The organism is Yersinia aldovae ATCC 35236 (genome assembly GCF_000173735.1).
Lineage (GTDB): Bacteria > Pseudomonadota > Gammaproteobacteria > Enterobacterales > Enterobacteriaceae > Yersinia > Yersinia aldovae.
Map to the genome: position 1 here is coordinate 1 of NZ_ACCB01000015.1, position 14,415 is coordinate 14,415.

Genomic DNA, 14,415 nt, shown 5'->3' on the forward strand with positions numbered 1-14,415 from the left:
AAGGACGCAGGATAATTAGTAATAAGAGTGCTCGCCGCGCTGATGCTCGGTCAAATCTCTCACGCCCTTCAATTCTGGGAATTTCTGCAACAGCTCTTTCTCGATGCCTTCCTTCAGGGTGACATCGACCATAGAACAACCATTGCAACCGCCACCAAACTGCAAAATAGCCAAGGCATCTGGTGTGATTTCCATCAGTGTTACACGACCACCGTGACCCGCTAATTGCGGGTTAATCTGCGATTGCAAAACATACTCAACCCGTTCCATCAGCGGCGCGTTGTCATCCACTTTACGCATTTTTGCGTTAGGGGCTTTCAGTGTTAGCTGAGAACCTAGCTGGTCCGTCACGAAATCGATTTCAGCGTCTTCCAGATAAGGTTTACTCAGTTCATCAACATACGCTGATAACTGCTCGAATTTCAGTACGGTATCTGTCGCTTCAACGGCATCCGGTGGGCAGTAAGACACTCCGCACTCAGCGGTTGGTGTACCGGGGTTGATAACAAATACACGAATTTGGGTGCCTTCTTCTTGATTTGCCAACAGTTTGGCAAAATGGGATTGTGCTGCGTCTGTTATTGTTATCATGGCATCTGCTCAATAGTTGACTATTCTTGTCGGTTATAATACGCCCATTGTTAGGGTGACTACAAGGTTCGGCAGATACACCAAACCTGCAATGAGGCGATCCCCTGCGCCCATAGTAGCTTGGCAATCTCATTCAGTGTACTGCCGGTCGTCATAACATCATCCAGCAAAGCAATATGTTGGCCCCGTAGAGATTCAGTACAACGAAATATTCCCCGCAGGTTTCTGCGCCGAGCTGTGGCTTTCAATTGCTGTTGTGGCGGCGTGGCGCGTATTCGCTGTAATGTCTTGTTGCTATAGTAGCAACCAAGCCAGTGAGCCAATGGGCGTGCCAACAGGTCAGTTTGGTTATATCCACGCCGCCAGCAACGCCCATGATGTAGAGGTACGCTGATAATCTGTTGCGGGCGGATGACATTGCCTGCACGCCAGGCATCAAGCCAGCGCAGTAGCAGTAAACGCGCCAATACTGGTGCGAGTTGCATCACGCCATCATATTTAAGTTTCTTTATCAGCCCGCTCAGTGGTGGGGCATAATCACCAACAAAGGTGATACTCAGCCAGCGGGGTGATTTGTTCAGACAGCGGCCACAAGGTAGAACGGCGTGGCTTGCGGGTAAACCACAACGGGGGCAGCAAAGCGGTAAAACAGGTAAGTGGTGTCGGCAATAACAGCATATGCCATGTAGGGGGTGGTATAACGACTGCTGGCATAGCCAACACCGGCTGACGATGGTTAGCATGGTTATCTTCCTTGATAAGTGATATATGACGAGGCTAAGGCAACAGGATATTAACGTATGAAACAGCTTTATTGGTATACCTGCGGTGAAGGCGATTGCGATCTTGTGTTGTTGCACGGATGGGGGCTGAATAGCGAGGTCTGGCGTTGCATAATTGATCGACTTTCGCCGCATTTTCGTCTGCATTTAGTTGATCTTCCCGGCTACGGTCGTAGCAGCGATTTTGGCCCAATGTCACTGGCTGATATGGCTGGGATAGTTTTAGAACCGGCACCACCACAGGCATTGTGGCTTGGCTGGTCAATGGGGGGGCTGGTGGCTAGCCAAATTGCCCTGAGTCATCCGGAACGTGTTCACGGGCTAATTACGGTGTCATCTTCACCGTGTTTTGCCGCTCATGATGAATGGCCCGGTATCCGGCCGGAAGTGCTGGCAGGGTTCCAGCAGCAACTCAGCGAAGATTTTCAGCGTACGGTTGAACGTTTTCTGGCGCTGCAAACGTTGGGTACGGAAAGTGCGCGCCAAGATGCACGCTTGTTGAAAGCGGTTGTTTTGACACATCAAATGCCAGCATCTGATGTGCTGAACGGTGGGTTGGAAATTCTGCGAACGGCGGACTTACGTGCGCAGTTGTCCAATTACACGCAGCCTTTTATGCGTATCTATGGTCACCTGGACGGCTTGGTGCCACGTAAAGTTGCCGCGTTGTTAGACCACGCCTGGCCACACTCGCAATCCGTGGTGATGACAGGGGCAGCTCATGCGCCATTTGTTTCTCATCCTGATGATTTTACAAAACTAATCCTGGACTTTTCGCAACAGAATTACGTGTAGTTCTGGGGTGATTAACACACTTTGATGTGACTCCAGCGACAGGAAAACACCGAAATGAGTAAGCCAATTGGATTTAATCAGTTATTTAATGGCTAAATATCGAATCTGCTCAATAATTAAAAAGGTTAAATCGGACGTGACTCATTCAAGGTGTCAATGGCACTTTCATTTGAGGCCGTTTCTCTGGGGTTGTGGGGCGAGAATTGAGTTTCGCACTACTTCAGCCAACCATCTGAATTAAATCAATATTATATTGTTGCGCTGAGATTTTTAGATACGCATTAATCATTCAATTGCGAGGTGTTCAGTATGAAGTTTATGAAAAATTTGGCGGTAGCTCTGGTGGTAACGGGAGTTTCTTTCGGTGCAATGGCAGCTAAAGAAATTACCAAAGAAGAAGCGAAAAATTACGAGAAAATCGGCACTATTTCCAGCTCTGGCGAAGCTACATCGCCAATGGACGTAAAAGAAGAATTATCGAAACTGGCAGATGAGAAGGGCGGTAAGTACTATGTGATCACTGCTGAGCTCGAGAAGAAGAAGTTTGATGCGACGGCTGATGTGTACAAATAGCCATGAGACGGAGATGCCCTCGGGCATCTCCACTTTGTTTTAACGATGGTCTTTTAACTGATAAATCACAGTGTTACATTGATTACGCCCTTCAGGGCAATGCTTACAACTGCCTGTCAGACACCCGCTGCTATCCTGCTCAATACGTTCAATCTTGCCCATCACCGTGAGCTTCTCCAGCATGGCTTCAACCAGAGATAAAGGCGTTGCTAACTGTTGGCTGAGCTGGCTTGCGCCAACGCTGCCGCTGAGGGCAATTGCATCGCGTAATTGTAGTAAGCTGGCCATTGCGTCTCCTGTTTTATTGAAAACGATCAGTGGCAGTCATTGCCTGAGTTTTGGCAACAACTGGCTGGTTTACTGTTTTGTAATCTGAGGGTGACCCGGCTGCGCGCGCGGCGTAATCCAAACAAAATCAGCGCATTAATCACAATCACCAACGCGATAATACTTAGGCTCTGCTGTGGATGGTCGCGCAAGGTGGCTGCCTGATAGAACAGCGTTGCCAGAGAATAAGCGACATTCAGCCCCCATAGGATCGAGAAAGTCATCCAACCTCGGCTAGTTTCGCGCGCAATCGCCCCCATAACAGAGACGCAAGGCACATACAGCAGCACAAATATCAGATAGCTATAAGCCGAAATACTGGAGCCAAATTTGCTGCTCATCACGCCCATTGAGCCGGTCGCCATCTCACCATCGCCTTTACTGGCTTCAATCGGGTTAGCTAATACGCTGAGACTGAAGGTATCTTTTAAGCCCTGCCAGGTGGTATGAACCGCGCCGGACAACTCATCCAGTAAATTGAAGTTCTCGGCATCAAAGGGTTCATTTTTGATCTGTTCAGCGGTATAGAGGGTGTTTAGCGTCCCCACTACCACTTCTTTCGCCATCGCACCTGTCACCAGCCCGACGGTTGCTTGCCAGTTATCTGTATGAACCCCCATCGGTGTCAGTAAGGGGGTTAGCACTTTACTGACGGAAGCCAGTGCAGAGTCATTGATACTATCCACCGCTTTACCGCTGAAAGAGAAGCTATTCAGGCCACCAATGAAGATGCTGGCGATCACAATGACTTTCCCGGCGCGCAGCACAAAGCCTTTCAGCCGTTGCCAGGTTTGTAGTAACAAACTTTTCAGATGGGGCACATGGTAGACCGGCAGCTCCATCACAAAGGGGGAAGCTTCGCCACGCATAATGGTGTATTTCAGCACCAGCCCGGTGAGGATGGCTACCACGATACCGAGCAGATAAAGAGAGAAGACGATGCTGGCCCCGTCCTGGCCGAAGAAGGCGGCGGCGAATACGGCAAAGATAGCCAGCCGTGCGCCACAAGACATAAAGGGAGCCATCATGATGGTAATCAACCGCTCACGCTGTGCATCCAGTGTCCGCGCGCCCATGATAGACGGCACGTTACAACCGAAGCCGACAATCAGTGGTACAAATGATTTGCCCGGCAACCCTAATGCCTGCATCAGGCGGTCCATGACGAAAGCGGCACGCGCCATGTAACCGGAATCCTCCAGAAATGAGAGGAACAGATACATCATGCCAATCTGTGGCACCAGCGGTAGCACGGTATTAATACCGCCCCCCACCCCTTGAGCGAGGAATACGGTCAGCCACTGCGGAAAGTGCAAGGTATGGCCGACCCATTGTAGTCCTTGAATAAAGATAGCCGCTGAGCCGATATCAAAAATAGGTTGCAGCGCGCCACCGATATTTATGGCTAATACGAACATTAAATACATCACGAACAGGAATATCGGCACCCCTAGCCAGCGGTTAAGGATCACCTTATCCAGGGCTTGCGTCAGGCGGTTTGGCTCCGCCTGTTGTGAGTTACCGACCGCGTCGCAGATGCGGGCAATACTCTGGTAGCGGGCATCGGCAATCACCAACTCAGGATCTTCGTGTTGAGATTCATGCAGTTGTTGGCTCGCCTGTTCAACCCGATTGGGGGCCACACCGGCCCGCGCCAGACTGTAAATATCACCTTCGAGAATTTGCAGTGCCAGCCAGCGGCGCTGTTGAACCGGCCATGCTTCTGGCATTTCCTGAACGAGCTTTTCGACTTCAGTGAGCAGAACCGGCGGATAGCTGACTAATGCCCTAAAGGTGGCGGGCTGAAACTCATCAATACTGCTTTTTAATTCATTGATACCCTGCCCACGGGTGGAAACCAGCGGGATAACCGGGCAACCCAGTTGTTGAGATAATGCTTTTATATCAATTTCAATATGTTGGCTCTTGGCAATATCCAACATATTGAGTGCAACGATGCAGGGGATGCCCAACTCAAGTAGTTGCAGCGTCAGGTAGAGGTTGCGCTCCAAATTGACGGCATCAATCACGTTGATCAGCAGGTCTGCTTCGCCACTTAAAATATAGTGACAGGCAATTTGCTCATCCAGCGAGGTTTGCTCTGAAATGGTGGTCAGAGAGTAGGTTCCTGGCAAATCGACCAATGTCACCTGATGCTGCGCCGTATTGAAGTGGCCTTCCTTGCGCTCAACGGTGACCCCCGCCCAGTTACCAACACGTTGGCGTGCGCCAGTTAACTGGTTAAAAAGTGTGGTTTTACCCGCATTAGGGTTACCGATCAAGCCAATGGTGAGTGCTTTCATGATCCAACGTGATATCAATAAATTAAAATCAGGCTCCGCAGGGGGGTTCACACCCGACCTGGCAACCAAAAGAAGATGTTAACCCGAAATATTAGGGTTGCAGGTCCAGCGTGAGCAAGTCTAAATCTTTTTTGCGCACCACTAAACTGACTCTGCGGGTTTCTATCTGAATGGGGTCACCTAATGGGGCGAGGCGAACAACATTAAATGAGGAGCCAGGTAACATACCCAGTGACAGCAGTTTCTGCCGGTAAGCCGGGCTGATTTCAGGGGAGAAACCAACGATTTTGTAGGAGCGTTGCGGGATAAGATGCATGTAAGCCTCTCGTGATAACGCATTGGCGAACCAGAATCTAGAGTGATTATACTCTAAAAGCTAATGGGTAAAATAATAATAGTAAGAATCGTTTTCATGTTCAACTCAGGTTGAATACTGAAAGGTAAGTATTCGTTACAGTTTTATTTTTATAATTAATGAGTCTGATTTCTATTTACGCTTGTTTTACCATCAAACTGCAATAATCGCAAATGAGAGCGATGAGTTAAATCAGTTAACTAATTGTTTCTATAAGTTTATATCTGTACGTAAAAAGAGCGTCAGATAACATAGTAGAATCACCGTGAGATTAGGGTATTAACATTATAATTCTAATTAACATGCGGAATACTATCGTAACTATTTATAAAATCATCGTAATAGTAGACCCCATTATGCTGTTATTTGTTAAATGGAATGTTAAATAAAGCCAGAAGATTCGAGATGACTTATCATCATCCGCAGGAAAAATAATTGCCCGTTAATTGATTTAAAGGATTATTTATGGGTTTTATAGAAGAAAAGGATATGAAAAAACGCTCGGCAGGAGAGAATATTGGCGATAAGCCAATAAAGCAGGGCCACAACGTCTGAACTGCGGCCCTGCTATAAACGATTAACGCTTCTTCAAGGCCGCGGCCAGCGCATCACTCATGGCGCTATTGCCACCTGCGCTGCTGTCTGCTCGCCCTTTTGCCGGAGCGCGGTTGCTTGAGTCATTCGCGTTACGCGGGCGGCCAGCACCACGGTTATCATTACCGGTGCTGCCACGACTGTCGCTGCTGCTACCCCGGCGCGAACCACTTTCACCCGGTTGTTCATCAAGGCGCATAGTCAGTGCGATGCGCTTGCGCTGCAAATCCACTTCCATCACTTTCACTTTGACGATATCACCCGCTTTCACCACTTTATGCGGATCATCGACGAACTTATCGGCCAGTGAAGAGATATGCACCAGGCCATCCTGATGAACACCAATATCCACAAAGGCACCAAAATTGGTCACGTTGGTGACAGAACCCTCAAGGATCATGCCCGGCGTCAGATCGTTGAGTGTTTCCACACCTTCAGCGAAGGTGGCGGTTTTGAACTCAGGGCGCGGGTCACGGCCCGGTTTTTCCAGCTCACGCAGAATATCAGTGACCGTCGGGACACCAAACTTCTCGGTGGTAAAATCGCGCGCATTCAGATTGCGCAGCGCCGAGGAATTCCCCATTAAATCCTGCAATGCTTGCTCGGTGGCGGCCAGAATACGCTCGACCACCGGATAGGCTTCCGGGTGAACGGTTGAGGCATCCAGCGGGTTGTCGCCATGATTGATACGCAGGAAGCCCGCACACTGCTCGAAGGCTTTTGGCCCCAAACGGCTGACTTTTAGTAATTGGTCACGGTTATGGAATCGGCCATTTTCATCACGCCAATTCACGATGTTTTGCGCCATCATGCGGGTTAAACCGGCTACTCGGGTCAGCAATGGCACTGATGCGGTATTCAGATCTACACCGACGGCGTTTACGCAGTCTTCTACCACCATATCCAGTTTTTTCGCCAATTGATTTTGGCTGACATCATGCTGATACTGGCCGACACCGATAGATTTCGGATCGATTTTCACCAGTTCGGCCAATGGGTCTTGCAAGCGGCGAGCGATGGAAACCGCCCCACGAATGGAAACGTCCAGGTCAGGGAATTCCAGCGCTGCCAGCTCTGAGGCGGAATAAACGGACGCCCCCGCTTCGCTGACAATCACTTTTTGCGCGGTAACCGCCGGATACTGCTGTTGCAGTTCGGTAAAGAAGCGTTCGGTTTCCCGTGACGCGGTGCCGTTACCAATAGCCACTAATTCAACCTGATGCTTGATGCACAGCGCGGCGACCACGGCGGCGGCTTTTGCTGCCTGGCCGGTATGAGGATAGATGGTATCGAAGGCGACCAGCTTCCCGGTTGCGTCAACCACGGCCACTTTTACCCCGGTGCGCAGACCAGGATCGAGACCCATTGTGGCGCGCATTCCCGCCGGTGCGGCCATCAGCAGGTCTTGCATATTACGGGCGAAAACGTTAATTGCTTCATCTTCAGCACGTTCACGCAGGGTACTCATCAGCTCGGTTTCCAGATGCAGCAGCACCTTGATGCGCCACGTCCAGTTGACCACGGCTTTGCGCCAGGCATCTGCTGGTGCACCATTTAGCCGCAAATCCAGATGATTGATAATGATCTGCTCACCCTGACTCTCTCGCGGTGGTTCATCAAACTGCGGATCAGGATTTAATGCCAGTTGCAGCACACCTTCATTACGGCCACGGAACATCGCCAGCGCACGGTGAGAAGGCACCTGAGCGATTGGTTCGTGATGGTTAAAGTAATCGCGGAATTTGGCCCCTTCCTGCTCTTTACCTTCCACCACTTTGGCCACCAGATGGGCGTTTTTCCACAAATACTGGCGCACTTTTGCCAGCAAGGACGCATCTTCAGCAAAGCGCTCCATCAGGATGTAGCGTGCGCCATCCAGTGCTGCTTTAGTGTCAGCCACACCTTTATCGGCATCAATATAGGTGAGGGAAACCTGTTCAGGATCTTGTTGTGGATCATGCCACAAACTGTCTGCCAAGGGTTCCAGACCGGCTTCAATCGCAATCTGCCCACGGGTACGGCGCTTTGGTTTATAAGGGAGGTACAGGTCTTCCAGCTCGGTTTTACTCATGGTGCCATTGATGGCCCCGGCCAGTTGCTCGGTGAGCTTGCCCTGATCTTCAATGGATTTAAGAATGGTTTGGCGGCGGTCTTCTAACTCACGCAAATAACCCAAACGGCTTTCCAACTGGCGCAATTGGGTATCATCCAACCCGCCGGTAACTTCTTTACGATACCGTGAAATAAATGGCACGGTATTACCTTCATCCAGCAGGTGTATCGCAGCACTAACTTGCTCCGGTCGCGCCTGTATTTCGCTTGCAATAATGCGGCTCAGTTGTTCATTCATAAGTCTGATGTCAATTCTGATAGTGAGTAGGGGAAACGGCTAATGACAGTTATACGGATTGCGGCAAAAAATTGCCAGTACTGCGGTTATCGCGGCGAGCCCAGAGAGCCAGAGAAAATATAGTGAGACATTTCCACTTTGCAGCAGGAAAGCCAACAACATCATTCCCAGAATATTGCCTAACGAATCACCCAGTGTTGCTGACAGTGATAGCAAACCAAAATAGGTAGCGAAACGGTCATGGTCGGCAAATGCAGCATTATTTGCATCTGCGCTGGGCATATACACCATAAGAGCCAGGGAGAAAACCCCCGCCGCCCATAGAATCAGCACCCTATCCTGAGCAAGATAAATCAGGAAAAAAGAAACAGAGAATAACGTCAGAGCGACGGCAGGATAATAAGCTGGGATATGCTGATTAATATAGAGACTGACCCAATGCTGCAACACCATGACATATAGCGCTTCCACGATAAAAAAACAGTGTCAGATTACTTTCGTCATCCAATGTCTCGCGGGTATAGAGAGGGATGGTGGAATAAAGTTGGGCATGCAGCATCCATAGCAAGCTGTTGACCAGCAGGAAGCGGCAGTAATTGCGATTTTTAAAGGGCTTGAGCCAGTCAGCGAGTACCAGGTGCGGAGCTGGGAGCGGTTTGCACTCAGCCCCCGAGATGTATGCCAGGCAATAGACCAGCAATAATATATAGAGGCCACCGATAATCCAATACAACCCTTGGGGCCAATAGCGAAGTATTTCAAAGCCGATGACAGGGGCAATCAATGCAGAGCCATTCATCAAGATATAGAGAAAGGAGTCATCAGCCGAGCTTGCTGCATTGTGCGACCGAAGCTGTTTCTGGCTGGCAATAAAGGACTGAGTCAGCAAGACAACCGAGGAAACACCCACCCCAGCGATACACAGGCACCAAGAGGCGAATTTCCCCATGAGAGAATTCGACGATGCTAATAAAAAGCACCTTACTTTGTTGAGTGTCTAACATTTGGGGTGTAGTTCACGATGCCTAGTGCGAAAATCAGGCCAGAACGAAAAGTCAGGCGATCAAACCACGGCCCCAGTGCCACTTTAGATAACCGTGAAACTAAAATGTAGCCAAACATAATGGCGCTGACAGTAGTAACAGGAAAACGTAAATGTTCATGGAGATAAGTGGAGAACGTCGTCATCAGCACATAATAAGCCAGAGAGGAGCCAACAAAAATGATAGCAATTGGCTGCATCGGTTGAGGGCGTTTCCATAACCGCATAAATGAGTGGCCTAAGCAGATCGACGGCTACGGTGGCCTTCACCCAATGGTTGATGCAAATAAACATCCAGTAGGTGGCATTGCCAGAGATAAAGCGCTTCAGTAAAACCACAGGCGAATCTCAATGCTGCCCCGGCAATGGTTATCGGCAAGGCGGCATAGCAAGCTGAGAATAAACTTAATGAATTGAGATGGTCATACTCTTCATCGGTTTCGGCATGTGCTATCAGCGGCATGACAACATCGTCATGCAAAGCATGTTGAGCCGCCACATGGTGATAAAACTGGCGAGTTTCCTCAACTCGCCGCGCCGTTTTCTCCAGAACGGCCACGCAACTCTTATAGACGAACGGGTGCTGTTTAGCCGCCATCTGCAAGAACCGACAAATACCCTGGGTGCTGGGTAGGGCAATAAGTTTTCTTCTAATGCTGGCAATTGATGAGCATGTCGAAAACGCGTTGCGCTGACTTTAAACAAATAGGGATGATCCCATTCCTCTGATAAATGAATTATGCACTTATTAATCAGTAATGGCTCATTGGTGTGGGCTAATACGGTGCCTAAATGTTGGATAACACTGTGGGTATGGTGATAATTCTCAATTGCCCAAGCGTAAAGAGTATTGAGATTGTTGGGAGAGTCTGGATTATTCATCTTTTGCCAAAATGGATCAAAATATAAGGTGTCGGTCCAAAGATTCAGTTCTTTATTAATGACTTCAGCGGCCATCCTGGCATCAATGTAATCAGCATCGGGGGGAAAGGGGTAAAGCATCATATTCTGGTCAAGAAATGCGATAAAATTGTTGCTGAATTCCTCGCAACAACCCGCTTCTTGCAGTGCCCGTTCAGGATCTCTATGGGCTGAAAGCTGGGAGGTAAAAAAGTGTTGATATCGGTGTCAAGCAACTCGACAACCTGTAGCCTTGAAGTCAGACGCAACCTGTGTTCCTGAACACGCTCAATGCTGACTGAGTTTTTCAATAGCATACTTTCCTCCTATCCTTGCTCGGTTTATGCGGCCAGGGTTACACACCGTGCAACCAATCCATTTTTAGGTGGGGGAAAGGCAATTGTTTATTGACATAAAAAATGCTTATTCCCCGATAAAATAAATGAAATTGATCCCCCAGCGAGGCCAGGTTAATCAAACTGGTATCTAGATCCCGTTGTAAACGTGGCCCCAATATATCGGCACAGGCTTTGCCATAACGGCCACTATAGGGGTAACCATAGCGCTGAGTCGCAGGAATACTGGCAAATGATATTTCGTTGCTGGCAGCTTCGGCGACTCACTTTCTGTTCTAAAACTCACTGGTTAAAAAGTCAACACAACCAGTTTCAAATGAGAGAAACTACAGCTCCCTTGCGAACAAGGTGTAACGTGAGAGTGGGGGCAACCCATTGGATAATGAGAAAATCAACTTATTGGCAGAAAGTTTCGTTATTGCGTTATATTGCGTGGTATTAAACCCAACCATATTGATTGGATGAGCGAATGGCTAAAAGCAACTACATTACCCGCGAAGGCTGGCAGGCGCTGGATAGTGAACTGCATTACTTGTGGCGGGAAGAGCGCCCAGTGGTGACGCAGGCGGTTTCTGAAGCGGCGGCGATGGGGGATCGTTCGGAAAATGCTGAATATATCTACGGCAAAAAGCGTCTGCGGGAAATTGATCGCCGGGTGCGGTTTTTAACCAAGCGCCTTGAGGTGCTGAAAATTGTCGATCCGGACCCACGTCAGGAAGGGAAAGTCTTTTTTGGTGCCTGGGTACGGGTAGAAAATGAATTAGAAGAGCAGCGAACCTTCCGACTGGTGGGGCCGGATGAGTTTGACCCGGCGAAAAAATGGATTTCTATCGATTCGCCAGTGGCCCGTGCTTTGATCGGTAAACAGGTCGATGATGAGGTTACCGTCCAGACGCCAAATGGCGAAGTCACCTACTGGATTTTAGCGATTCGCTACCGCCCATTTGATGAAAGTGTTGATAATTAAGCCCGACAATAAGCTTTGTAACAATTTCGACTAGAATGTATACCATTAATTGTTGTCTGTTAGAGTAAGTTTTTCTAACAATGTGCAGATTCGGGCAATACGGCCTTTGGGAGTAATAAAATGCAAGAGAATCACAAGATTCTGGTCGTTGATGACGATATGCGCCTGCGTGCGCTATTAGAACGTTACCTGACAGAACAAGGTTTCCAGGTGCGCAGCGTTGCCAATGCTGAACAGATGGATCGCTTGCTAACCCGTGAGTCTTTCCACTTGATGGTACTTGATCTGATGCTACCCGGTGAAGATGGGTTGTCTATCTGCCGCCGTCTGCGTAGTCAAAGTAACCCGATGCCGATCATCATGGTGACGGCGAAAGGCGAGGAAGTTGACCGTATCGTTGGGCTGGAAATTGGCGCTGACGACTACATTCCTAAACCGTTTAACCCACGCGAATTGCTGGCTCGTATCCGTGCGGTATTACGCCGTCAGGCGAACGAATTGCCAGGAGCGCCTTCTCAGGAAGAAGCGATTATTGCGTTCGGTAAGTTCAAACTCAATCTGGGTACCCGCGAGATGTTCCGTGAAGACGAGCCGATGCCACTGACCAGTGGTGAGTTCGCGGTACTTAAAGCGCTGGTGAGCCACCCACGCGAACCATTGTCACGGGATAAGCTGATGAATCTGGCTCGTGGCCGTGAATACAGTGCGATGGAACGTTCCATTGACGTGCAGATTTCACGCCTGCGCCGCATGGTAGAAGAAGATCCGGCACATCCACGTTATATCCAAACCGTATGGGGCTTAGGTTACGTATTCGTACCGGACGGCAGTAAAGAATGAAGCGATGGCGCTTTTCTCCGCGTAGCTCATTTGCCCGAACCTTATTACTGATTGTGACCTTGCTGTTTGTCAGCTTGGTCACGACGTATTTGGTGGTGTTAAATTTCGCTATTCTGCCCAGTTTGCAGCAGTTCAATAAGGTGTTGGCATACGAAGTGCGTATGCTGATGACCGACCGGCTGCAACTGGAGGATGGTACGTTACTTGAAGTCCCGCCAGCGTTTCGGCGTGAGATTTACCGTGAATTGGGGATTTCGCTCTATACCAATGCCGCGGCAGAGGAAAGTGGCCTGCGTTGGGCACAGCATTACAAGTTTCTCAGTGACCAAATGGCCCAACAACTGGGTGGGCCAACCGATGTTCGTGTCGAAGTGAATAAAAATTCCCCCGTTGTCTGGCTGAAAACCTGGTTGTCGCCAGATATCTGGGTGCGGGTGCCATTAACTGAGATTCATCAAGGCGATTTCTCGCCACTATTTCGTTATACGCTGGCAATTATGCTGCTTGCTGTGGGCGGTGCCTGGCTATTTATCCGTATCCAGAATCGCCCCTTGGTGGAACTGGAACATGCGGCAATGCAGGTCGGTAAAGGCATTATTCCACCGCCCTTACGGGAGTACGGCGCTTCTGAAGTGCGCTCAGTTACCCGGGCGTTTAACCAGATGGCTGCTGGGGTTAAATTGCTGGCAGATGATCGCACACTGCTGATGGCCGGTGTCAGCCATGATTTACGGACACCGTTAACACGCATTCGCCTGGCGACTGAAATGATGAGTGAAGCTGACGGTTATCTCTCTGAATCAATCAATAAAGATATCGAAGAGTGTAATGCGATTATCGAGCAGTTTATTGATTATCTACGCACCGGGCAGGAGATGCCGACAGAGTCGAGTGATTTGAATGCCGTACTCGGTGAAGTGATCGCGGCTGAAAGTGGTTATGAGCGGGTAATCGAGACTGATTTGTGTGCAGGTGAAGTGCTGGTGGATATTCATCCGTTATCGATTAAGCGTGCGTTGGCCAATATGGTGGTGAATGCGGCGCGTTACGGCAATGGCTGGATAAAAGTGAGTAGCGGCACTGAGCTACAGCGAGCCTGGTTCCAGGTAGAAGATGATGGGCCGGGTATCAAGCCGGAAGATTTGAAGCATTTATTCCAGCCTTTTGTGCGTGGCGATAGTGCGCGCAGCACCAGCGGCACGGGGCTGGGTTTGGCCATTGTGCAGCGAATTATTGATGCGCACGCCGGTTCACTGGATATCGGCACCAGCGAGCGCGGCGGGTTACGAATTCGGGCCTATATTCCGTTGCCGTTGGATGTTAAGCCTAAGCCACCAGCAGTAGTGTGATTAGATTTGGTTATTAATTGTTCAGCGATCTGATTCGGTTGTTAAAGCAACGGCGTTTACTTAGCCTCCTATGAACCAACCGCCAAAGGGGTTACAAGCGCGTAACCCCCTTGGGACCCCTCCGCGTGACGCCTAAATCCGCCATCCATGGTGGATTTCCCTGGCTACATTCTTCACTCGGCAGCTCAAATGTGCTTTTAACATCAAAACCTAAAACCATGGTTTTGATTTTGATGTTGAGCGCAATCAGGAATATTGCCGACAAGGAGTGAGGGTAGAGCGAGCGGGCAT

General features: G+C 49.4%; 15 protein-coding genes. 5 read left to right on the forward strand and 10 right to left on the reverse strand.

Going from position 1 to position 14,415, the window contains the following annotated elements; all coding sequences use genetic code 11:
* Nucleotides 1-15: 15 nt before the first annotated feature.
* A complete protein-coding gene (gene nfuA / locus YALDO0001_RS08805; RefSeq protein ID WP_004702162.1) occupies nucleotides 16-591 on the reverse strand; it encodes a Fe-S biogenesis protein NfuA in 576 nt (191 codons plus the stop codon).
* 59 nt (nucleotides 592-650) lie between these two features.
* Complete coding sequence (gntX, locus tag YALDO0001_RS08810; RefSeq protein ID WP_042839620.1) at nucleotides 651-1,334, reverse strand: DNA utilization protein GntX; 684 nt, start codon at nucleotides 1,332-1,334, stop codon at nucleotides 651-653.
* Between the two features lie 57 nt (nucleotides 1,335-1,391).
* Here gntX and bioH point away from each other — a divergent pair, with 57 nt between their 5' ends.
* Both bioH and YALDO0001_RS08820 read left to right on the forward strand, forming a co-directional pair.
* Entirely contained in the window at nucleotides 1,392-2,168 is a 777-nt protein-coding gene (gene bioH / locus YALDO0001_RS08815) for a pimeloyl-ACP methyl ester esterase BioH (protein WP_004702169.1), read from the forward strand.
* A 309-nt stretch (nucleotides 2,169-2,477) separates the two neighbouring features.
* Entirely contained in the window at nucleotides 2,478-2,741 is a 264-nt protein-coding gene (locus tag YALDO0001_RS08820; protein ID WP_042547477.1) for a YdgH/BhsA/McbA-like domain containing protein, read from the forward strand.
* 39 nt (nucleotides 2,742-2,780) lie between these two features.
* Here YALDO0001_RS08820 and YALDO0001_RS08825 read toward each other — a convergent pair whose 3' ends face one another.
* The 8 genes from YALDO0001_RS08825 to YALDO0001_RS21850 all read right to left on the reverse strand — a co-directional run bounded on the left by YALDO0001_RS08825 (nucleotide 2,781) and on the right by YALDO0001_RS21850 (nucleotide 10,310).
* Entirely contained in the window at nucleotides 2,781-3,029 is a 249-nt protein-coding gene (locus tag YALDO0001_RS08825; protein ID WP_004702173.1) for a FeoC-like transcriptional regulator, read from the reverse strand.
* 26 nt (nucleotides 3,030-3,055) lie between these two features.
* Complete coding sequence (gene feoB / locus YALDO0001_RS08830; RefSeq protein ID WP_042839621.1) at nucleotides 3,056-5,371, reverse strand: Fe(2+) transporter permease subunit FeoB; 2,316 nt, start codon at nucleotides 5,369-5,371, stop codon at nucleotides 3,056-3,058.
* A gap of 91 nt (nucleotides 5,372-5,462) precedes the next feature.
* Entirely contained in the window at nucleotides 5,463-5,687 is a 225-nt protein-coding gene (gene feoA, locus YALDO0001_RS08835; RefSeq protein WP_004702177.1) for a ferrous iron transporter A, read from the reverse strand.
* A 616-nt stretch (nucleotides 5,688-6,303) separates the two neighbouring features.
* Nucleotides 6,304-8,670: a Tex family protein gene (locus YALDO0001_RS08840; protein ID WP_004702178.1), complete on the reverse strand. Its 2,367-nt coding sequence runs from the start codon at nucleotides 8,668-8,670 to the stop codon at nucleotides 6,304-6,306.
* A gap of 39 nt (nucleotides 8,671-8,709) precedes the next feature.
* Nucleotides 8,710-9,123 (reverse strand): MFS transporter, encoded by a 414-nt coding sequence (locus YALDO0001_RS21835; RefSeq protein WP_231585763.1) that lies wholly within the window; start codon nucleotides 9,121-9,123, stop codon nucleotides 8,710-8,712.
* Nucleotides 9,089-9,619, reverse strand: coding sequence for an MFS transporter (locus YALDO0001_RS21840; protein WP_231585764.1), 531 nt, complete (start codon nucleotides 9,617-9,619; stop codon nucleotides 9,089-9,091). Before YALDO0001_RS21840 ends, YALDO0001_RS21835 begins: the two co-directional genes overlap by 35 nt.
* A 32-nt stretch (nucleotides 9,620-9,651) precedes the next feature.
* Nucleotides 9,652-9,939 (reverse strand): hypothetical protein, encoded by a 288-nt coding sequence (locus tag YALDO0001_RS21845; protein WP_004702182.1) that lies wholly within the window; start codon nucleotides 9,937-9,939, stop codon nucleotides 9,652-9,654.
* Between the two features lie 11 nt (nucleotides 9,940-9,950).
* Entirely contained in the window at nucleotides 9,951-10,310 is a 360-nt protein-coding gene (locus YALDO0001_RS21850) for a hypothetical protein (RefSeq protein WP_231585765.1), read from the reverse strand.
* A 1,127-nt stretch (nucleotides 10,311-11,437) separates the two neighbouring features.
* Between YALDO0001_RS21850 and greB the strand changes: the two genes are divergently transcribed.
* From greB to envZ, 3 genes are all read left to right on the forward strand, one after another.
* Nucleotides 11,438-11,935, forward strand: coding sequence for a transcription elongation factor GreB (gene greB, locus YALDO0001_RS08855; RefSeq protein WP_004702192.1), 498 nt, complete (start codon nucleotides 11,438-11,440; stop codon nucleotides 11,933-11,935).
* Nucleotides 11,936-12,055: 120 nt separating this feature from the next.
* Entirely contained in the window at nucleotides 12,056-12,775 is a 720-nt protein-coding gene (ompR, locus tag YALDO0001_RS08860) for an osmolarity response regulator transcription factor OmpR (protein WP_004702194.1), read from the forward strand.
* Nucleotides 12,772-14,124, forward strand: coding sequence for a two-component system sensor histidine kinase EnvZ (gene envZ, locus YALDO0001_RS08865; RefSeq protein WP_042839622.1), 1,353 nt, complete (start codon nucleotides 12,772-12,774; stop codon nucleotides 14,122-14,124). Before ompR ends, envZ begins: the two co-directional genes overlap by 4 nt.
* Nucleotides 14,125-14,415: the final 291 nt, after the last annotated feature.

Excerpts from the sequence above, each read along its gene's own strand:
- nfuA (WP_004702162.1), bottom strand. The coding sequence starts at position 591 with ATGATAACAATAACAGACGCAGCACAATCCCATTTTGCCAAACTGTTG.
- gntX (WP_042839620.1), bottom strand. The coding sequence starts at position 1,334 with ATGCTAACCATCGTCAGCCGGTGTTGGCTATGCCAGCAGTCGTTATAC.
- bioH (WP_004702169.1), top strand. The coding sequence starts at position 1,392 with ATGAAACAGCTTTATTGGTATACCTGCGGTGAAGGCGATTGCGATCTT.
- YALDO0001_RS08820 (WP_042547477.1), top strand. The coding sequence starts at position 2,478 with ATGAAGTTTATGAAAAATTTGGCGGTAGCTCTGGTGGTAACGGGAGTT.
- YALDO0001_RS08825 (WP_004702173.1), bottom strand. The coding sequence starts at position 3,029 with ATGGCCAGCTTACTACAATTACGCGATGCAATTGCCCTCAGCGGCAGC.
- feoB (WP_042839621.1), bottom strand. The coding sequence starts at position 5,371 with ATGAAAGCACTCACCATTGGCTTGATCGGTAACCCTAATGCGGGTAAA.
- feoA (WP_004702177.1), bottom strand. The coding sequence starts at position 5,687 with ATGCATCTTATCCCGCAACGCTCCTACAAAATCGTTGGTTTCTCCCCT.
- YALDO0001_RS08840 (WP_004702178.1), bottom strand. The coding sequence starts at position 8,670 with ATGAATGAACAACTGAGCCGCATTATTGCAAGCGAAATACAGGCGCGA.
- YALDO0001_RS21835 (WP_231585763.1), bottom strand. The coding sequence starts at position 9,123 with ATGGTGTTGCAGCATTGGGTCAGTCTCTATATTAATCAGCATATCCCA.
- YALDO0001_RS21840 (WP_231585764.1), bottom strand. The coding sequence starts at position 9,619 with ATGGGGAAATTCGCCTCTTGGTGCCTGTGTATCGCTGGGGTGGGTGTT.
- YALDO0001_RS21845 (WP_004702182.1), bottom strand. The coding sequence starts at position 9,939 with ATGCGGTTATGGAAACGCCCTCAACCGATGCAGCCAATTGCTATCATT.
- YALDO0001_RS21850 (WP_231585765.1), bottom strand. The coding sequence starts at position 10,310 with ATGGCGGCTAAACAGCACCCGTTCGTCTATAAGAGTTGCGTGGCCGTT.
- greB (WP_004702192.1), top strand. The coding sequence starts at position 11,438 with ATGGCTAAAAGCAACTACATTACCCGCGAAGGCTGGCAGGCGCTGGAT.
- ompR (WP_004702194.1), top strand. The coding sequence starts at position 12,056 with ATGCAAGAGAATCACAAGATTCTGGTCGTTGATGACGATATGCGCCTG.
- envZ (WP_042839622.1), top strand. The coding sequence starts at position 12,772 with ATGAAGCGATGGCGCTTTTCTCCGCGTAGCTCATTTGCCCGAACCTTA.